Here is a 6,779-nt window from a genome sequence, read left to right as displayed (position 1 = left end):
GTTTGACATAATTGCTTCTTTCTTCCATAATAACGATTTCTTTTTTGTATCGCTATTTCAGGACGGGACAAATAATACAAAAAATAAATCCAGCTTTTTTTAAGGCTGGATTTTTTTTTGTTAATAATTTATTTAGAAAATTTAATGAATGTATAGCAAGGAATTGTATAGTTCATATTATCTATGAATAAATAATAGGTACTGAAAAGGTTGTTCTATTGAATTATAAATTGTAAAATCAATTGAATAAGAATAAAAAAATCCAGAAAGTAGAACCTTCTGGATTTGAGAAATATTGTGTAAGAAATCTTAAACGTAATATTTTGCTTTTAATTCTTTTACCTTAGGATCGTCTAAGAATTCATCATATGTCATATAACGATCGATGATTCCGTTTGGCGTCAACTCGATAATACGATTACATGTTGTTTGAATCAATTCGTGGTCATGAGAGCCCATTAAAATTGTTCCTTTGAAATTAACCAAAGAATTATTTAATGCTGTAATCGATTCTAAGTCTAAGTGACCTGTTGGTTCGTCTAATAATAATACGTTTGCACGTAATAACATCATGCGAGAGAACATACAACGCATTTTTTCACCTCCAGATAAAACAGAAGATTTTTTCAATGCTTCGTCTCCAGAGAATAACATTTTACCTAAGAAACCACGCATAAATTCTTCGTGACGTTCTTCATCAGAATCAGTATATTGACGTAACCAATCAACCAAGTTGATATCTTCTTTGAAGAAATCTGTATTATCTAATGGTAAATACGCTTGTGTTGTTGTAATACCCCAAGAGAAATCACCAGAATCTGGTTGAACTTTACCTGATAGAATTTCGAAGAATTGAGAAACAGCTTTCGAATTACGAGAGAAAACACCAATTTTATCACCTTTTTTCAGGTTGATGTTTGCATCTTTAAATAAAACTTCTCCATCTACAGACGCAGATAAATCGTTCACTTCTAAGATTTGATCTCCAGCTTCGCGTGATTGTTCCCAAATAATTGCAGGGTATCGACGAGAAGATGGTTTGATGTCTTCAATATTTAATTTCTCGATCATTTTCTTACGAGAAGTTGTTTGTTTTGCTTTAGCAACGTTAGAAGAGAAACGAGCAATGAAATCTTGTAATTCCTTTTTCTTTTCCTCTGCTTTTTTGTTTTGTTGAGCACGTTGTTTTGCCGCTAATTGAGAAGATTCGTACCAGAATGTATAGTTACCAGAATAAAGATTTAATTTAGAGAAATCTAAATCACAGATATGTGTACAAACCGCGTCTAAGAAGTGACGGTCGTGTGATACTACAATTACTGTGTTTTCAAAATTACCTAAGAAATCCTCTAACCATTGAATTGTATTAACGTCCAATTCGTTGGTAGGCTCATCTAAGATTAACACGTCTGGATTTCCAAATAAAGCTTGCGCAATCAAAATACGAACTTTCGCTTTATTATCTAAATCTCCCATTAACGTATAATGCATATCAGAATCAATTCCTACATTAGATAATAATGTAGCTGCATCAGATTCAGCATTCCATCCATTCATTTCTTCATAGACAACGCCTAATTCTCCTGCTTTGATACCATCTTCTTCAGAGAAATCTTCTTTTGCATATAAAGCATCCATACGTTCTTTAATATCGTATAATACTTTATTTCCACGTAAAACAGTATCCAATACTGTGTACTCGTCGTATTTAAAGTGATTCTGCTCTAAGACAGACATACGCTTCCCTTTTTCTAAACTAACTTGTCCAGAAGTAGGATCGATTTCACCAGATAATATTTTTAAAAAAGTTGATTTTCCTGCTCCATTGGCACCAATTATCCCGTAACAGTTGCCATTTGTAAATTTTATATTAACTTCGTCGAAAAGAACACGCTTTCCGAATTGAAGCGATAAATTAGAAACATTTAACATAATTTTTGGTATGATGTTTGTTTGACCTTCCGGCAAAGTTACAAATTTTAATTGGAATAAAATAAAGTGCAAAAAGAAGTTACGATAAAGAATAAACGTGCAAGGTTTGAATATGAACTATTAGATTCATACGATGCCGGCATCCAATTATTTGGGACTGAAATAAAATCTATCCGAATGGGAAAAGCTTCTATTACAGAAAGTTTTTGTCAAATGAAGGATGGTGAACTCTATATCATTAATATGTTTATAGATGAATATGATTGGGGAACATACTTTAATCATAAGACAAGAAGAGACAGAAAACTTTTATTGCAAAAATCTGAATTGCGAAAATTAGAACGTAAAACTAAAGAAACAGGTTTGACAATTGTAGCAACAACGCTGTATATAAACAACAAAGGGTTGGCAAAATTGAAGATTTATTTAGCAAAAGGGAAGAAACTTTTTGATAAAAGAAATACAATAAAAGGAAAAGATTTGAAAAGAGATTTGGATAGAATGATAAAGAATTCTTAAATTTGTCTTATAATTGTATAAAAATTACATAAAATTTAATATATTTAAAACGCTAAATATTTGATAATGAAAAAGTTTAATCTATTATTATCTGCAGTAGCATTATTCGTAGCGGGTAATTCTTTTGTAGACGCTCAGAATTCTAAGAATCCTTGGGCTATTACAGTTGGTGCTCACGCAGTTGATCACAACTCGGCAACTGGTCCATTCAACCAGTATTTCAAAACAGATAACTGGGATATCGTTCCTCCTTTATCTAAATTGTCTATTATTCGTAACTTAAACAGATCTTTTGATGTTGATTTAACTGCTTCTGTAGGTGAAGTTGACAACAACAGATTACGTGTTAAAGATGAATTATTCATCAATGCAGGTTTAGGTTTACGTTATAAATTAGCTAATGGCTATATCTTAAAAGAAGATTCTTGGTTTGATCCATATTTACGTGTAGGTGCTGGATACCACAGATACGATTACACAGGATTAGAATTCCCATTAAAATCATACTACGGTAATGGAAATGGTGAGGAGTTTACAATGTTAACTGAAGCAGAAGATTTAGAAAAAAATCATTTTGCAGCTTCATTAGGTGCAGGTATTAATTTTTGGTTTACTAAAAACTTTGGTTTAAATGTTGCTTCTGACTACAATTGGTTACCAGCTTACGGAGGAAACAACTATTTTGACTTCTTCCAACATACAGTAGGAGTTACTTTCCGTTTCGGAAAACAAGATAGAGATAATGATGGTATTCCAGATGATGAGGATGCATGTCCAGATACTCCGGGTATTGCTACAGGTGATCCTGCAACAAACGGATGTCCAGATACAGATGGAGACGGAATCTTTGATAAAGATGATGCTTGTCCAAACGAATATGGTTTAGCTGAATTCCAAGGTTGTCCAGATACAGATGGTGACGGAGTTCCAGATAAAGATGATGCTTGTCCAGAAGTTGCTGGTCCAGTAGAAAACAATGGATGTCCTTGGCCAGATACAGATGGTGACGGAATCTTAGATAAAGATGATGCTTGTCCAAACGAATATGGTTTAGCTGAATTCCAAGGTTGTCCAGATACAGATGGAGATGGTATTCCAGATAAAGATGATGCTTGTCCAACAGAAAAAGGACCAAAAGAAAATAACGGATGTCCATGGACAGAAGTTCACGTAGCAAAACGTTTATCTAACATTTTATTCGAATACAACTCTGATAAAATCGTTCCATCTTCTTATGATGATGTACGTGTAGCAGCTCAAATTTTAAATTCTGATGATTTAAAAGCTAAAAGCTTCTACTTAGATGGACATGCTGACCAAAGAGGTTCTGCGGCTTACAACAAAACTTTATCTTTAAAACGTGCTAAAGCATTAGTTAAGATTTTATCTGAAAGAGGTGGAGTTGACGCTAACCGTTTAACTGCTCGTGGATTAGGAGAGTCTCAATTATTATGTACTGAGGAAACAGAAGAATGTTACCAAAGAAACAGACGCGTTGAAGTTTTACCTAAAAACGCTACAGTTACTGAAACTAAAGTTGTAAAACCAGCTACAAAAAAGAAAAAATAATTCTTTAAAAAGCTTACAATAATGAAAGCCACCTCATTTGAGGTGGCTTTTTATTTATATTCTATCAGAATTAGTAAATTATTTTATATAAAAAATATAAGCTTGATGTTTAAAATTGGCAATGATTTTTAGTAAATTAAAATACTTTTCGTTAGATTAGTCTTTCAAAGATTTATTACTTTTGCTTCAATTATACTCAACCTTAAAATGGCTATAAAAAATACTCAAGAAACACCTAAAACTCCTAAGAAACAAATTATTAAAACAATTGTAGGTATTATATTTTTAGTACTTGGATTATTGTTGTTTGTTTCGTTTTTATCTTATTTTTTTAATGGTTTAATCGACCAGAGTCAAATCTCCGATTTATTGGATAAAAGTGAAACTGCTGAAAATATTTTTGGTAAGTTCGGCGCTTTATTGGGAGAAACTTTCATCTTACAAGGCATTGGTATTGTGTCTTTTTTTATCCCAATTTTCTTTATGTTGTTAGGAATAAAAGTGGCTACGAACTGGAAAAAAATTAAACCATTTAAAACACTTTATCAAAGTATATTTTTTATGATTTGGCTACCGATCTTCTTCGGATGTATTCTTCCACAACAACATATGCTTTCAGGTGTAATGGGGTTTGAAGTCAATGATTTTTTAAATAGTTTCATCGGTAAGTTGGGTGTTGTTTTATTGTTATTTGTTAGTTTATTGATTTATTGTGTGATTCATTTTAGAATGACATATCAATCTATCCAACAAAAAATGGAGGAACGCGCGAAACAAAAAGAACTTGATCGCATTGAAAAAGAACAAGAAAAAATTAAAAAGGAGCAACTCGAATTAAGAAAACGTAAAGAAGAAGAAGAGCAGGAAAAAATTAATAAATTCAATCAAGAAGTTGAAAAACAACAAGAAAATGAATCGATTGAAGAGTTGAAATTGGTCGAGAATTTTGAAAAAGAAGCAATCAAATCACATACAGTTAGTCCAAATGAATCTTTTTCGCAAGAGTTTACTATAAATCAACCACAGGAGGAAGAGCAAATTGAAGAAAGTCCTGTTGATATAACCGAATTGGTGGTTGATGAGATAGAAGAAAATAGTGAAATTGAACCAATAACAGAAAATTCAGTTACAAGTTCTAAACAAGAAGGTTCTAATGATTTAGAATTGAAAGTTCAAAAAATTGACGAAGAAGAAGAATTTGAAGCTACTTCTGCACGATTGGTTCAAGAACAAGGCGAATATAACCAACGTTTAGATTTACCAAATTTTCAATTTCCACCGATTTCATTATTGAAAAAATATGATTCAGGAAATACATTAATCGATCAAAAAGAATTAGAATCCAATAAAAATAAAATTATCGAAACTTTAGGTAACTACGGAATCGGTATTTCACAAATTACGGCAACGATAGGTCCAACTGTAACACTTTACGAGATTGTGCCGCAAGCAGGAGTTCGTATTTCTAAAATTAAGAATCTTGAAGATGATATAGCATTAAGTTTAGCTGCACTTGGTATTCGTATTATTGCACCAATTCCAGGAAAAGGAACCATTGGTATCGAAGTTCCGAACTCTAATCCATCTATGGTTTCGATGCATTCTGTAATAGCTTCTCAAAAATTTCAGAATTCTGATATGGAATTACCTATTGCTTTTGGTAAAACAATTACGAATGAAACGTTTGTTGCTGATTTAGCTAAAATGCCTCACTTGTTAATGGCGGGAGCAACTGGACAAGGGAAATCGGTAGGACTGAATGCAATTATTGCATCGTTGTTGTACAAAAAACATCCATCAGAATTGAAATTTGTAATGGTCGATCCAAAGAAAGTAGAGTTGACACTTTACTCGAAAATAGAACGTCATTACTTAGCTAAATTACCTGATGCAGAAGAAGCAATTATCACAGATAATACGAAAGTAATCAATACACTGAATTCGCTTTGTATAGAAATGGATGATCGCTACGAATTACTTAAGAATGCTTTCGTTCGTAATTTGAAAGAATACAATGCGAAGTTTAAAGAACGTAAATTAAACCCAGAAGCTGGACATCGATTTTTACCATATATCGTTTTAATCGTAGATGAGTTTGCAGATTTGATTATGACAGCTGGTAAAGAAGTAGAACTACCTATTGCTCGTTTAGCTCAGCTGGCTCGTGCTGTTGGAATTCACTTGATTGTTGCTACACAACGACCTTCAGTAAATGTTATTACAGGTACAATTAAAGCTAACTTTCCAGCTCGTGTAGCGTTTCGTGTAACATCTAAAATAGATTCGAGAACAATTTTAGATTCTCCTGGAGCTGATCAATTAATTGGAAAAGGAGATATGCTATTTACGACTGGAAATGATTTAGTGCGACTACAATGTGCTTTTGTGGATACACCAGAAGTTGATAAAATCACCGAGTTTATTGGAGAACAACGAGGCTATCCAGATGCTTTACATTTACCAGAATATGTTGGCGAAGATGGAGGTTCTAATTTAGATATTGATTTATCTGATCGTGATGTGTTATTTGAAGATGCTGCACGATTGATTGTAATGAATCAACAAGGTTCTGCATCTTTATTACAACGAAAATTAAAATTAGGATATAACCGAGCAGGACGATTAATTGATCAATTAGAAGCCGCTGGAATTGTTGGACCTTTTGAAGGAAGCAAAGCACGTCAAGTATTGATACAAGATGACATGAGTTTGGAACAGTTGTTGAATAATTTGAACTAAAATTTATTAAAAACAGATAG

General features: G+C 32.7%; 4 protein-coding genes. 3 read left to right on the top strand and 1 reads right to left on the bottom strand.

Annotated features, from left to right (window positions below; translation table 11 throughout):
* Positions 1–309 precede the first annotated feature (309 nt).
* Positions 310–1,932, bottom strand: a complete 1,623-nt coding sequence (locus HX088_RS09230; protein WP_286483984.1) for an ABC-F family ATP-binding cassette domain-containing protein — start codon at positions 1,930–1,932, stop codon at positions 310–312.
* A gap of 66 nt (positions 1,933–1,998) precedes the next feature.
* On the opposite strand from HX088_RS09230, the gene smpB reads away from it, so the two are divergent.
* From smpB to HX088_RS09215, 3 genes are all read left to right on the top strand, one after another.
* The gene (smpB, locus tag HX088_RS09225; RefSeq protein WP_171621839.1) at positions 1,999–2,451 is read left to right on the top strand and encodes an SsrA-binding protein SmpB; all 453 of its coding nucleotides are present in this window, start codon (positions 1,999–2,001) and stop codon (positions 2,449–2,451) included.
* 66 nt (positions 2,452–2,517) lie between these two features.
* Entirely contained in the window at positions 2,518–4,020 is a 1,503-nt protein-coding gene (locus tag HX088_RS09220; RefSeq protein ID WP_286483982.1) for an OmpA family protein, read from the top strand.
* 207 nt (positions 4,021–4,227) lie between these two features.
* Positions 4,228–6,759 (top strand): FtsK/SpoIIIE family DNA translocase, encoded by a 2,532-nt coding sequence (locus HX088_RS09215; RefSeq protein ID WP_286483981.1) that lies wholly within the window; start codon positions 4,228–4,230, stop codon positions 6,757–6,759.
* Positions 6,760–6,779 lie beyond the last annotated feature (20 nt).

This window comes from Empedobacter sp. 225-1 (genome assembly GCF_030328185.1).
Lineage (GTDB): Bacteria > Bacteroidota > Bacteroidia > Flavobacteriales > Weeksellaceae > Empedobacter > Empedobacter stercoris.
Note: the sequence above shows the minus strand (reverse complement) of the source record. Positions and strands in the feature narration are given on the sequence as shown.

What these genes read in the sequence shown, in the direction of transcription:
- HX088_RS09230 (WP_286483984.1), bottom strand. Translation starts at nt 1,932, where the DNA reads ATGTTAAATGTTTCTAATTTATCGCTTCAATTCGGAAAGCGTGTTCTT.
- HX088_RS09220 (WP_286483982.1), top strand. Translation starts at nt 2,518, where the DNA reads ATGAAAAAGTTTAATCTATTATTATCTGCAGTAGCATTATTCGTAGCG.
- HX088_RS09215 (WP_286483981.1), top strand. Translation starts at nt 4,228, where the DNA reads ATGGCTATAAAAAATACTCAAGAAACACCTAAAACTCCTAAGAAACAA.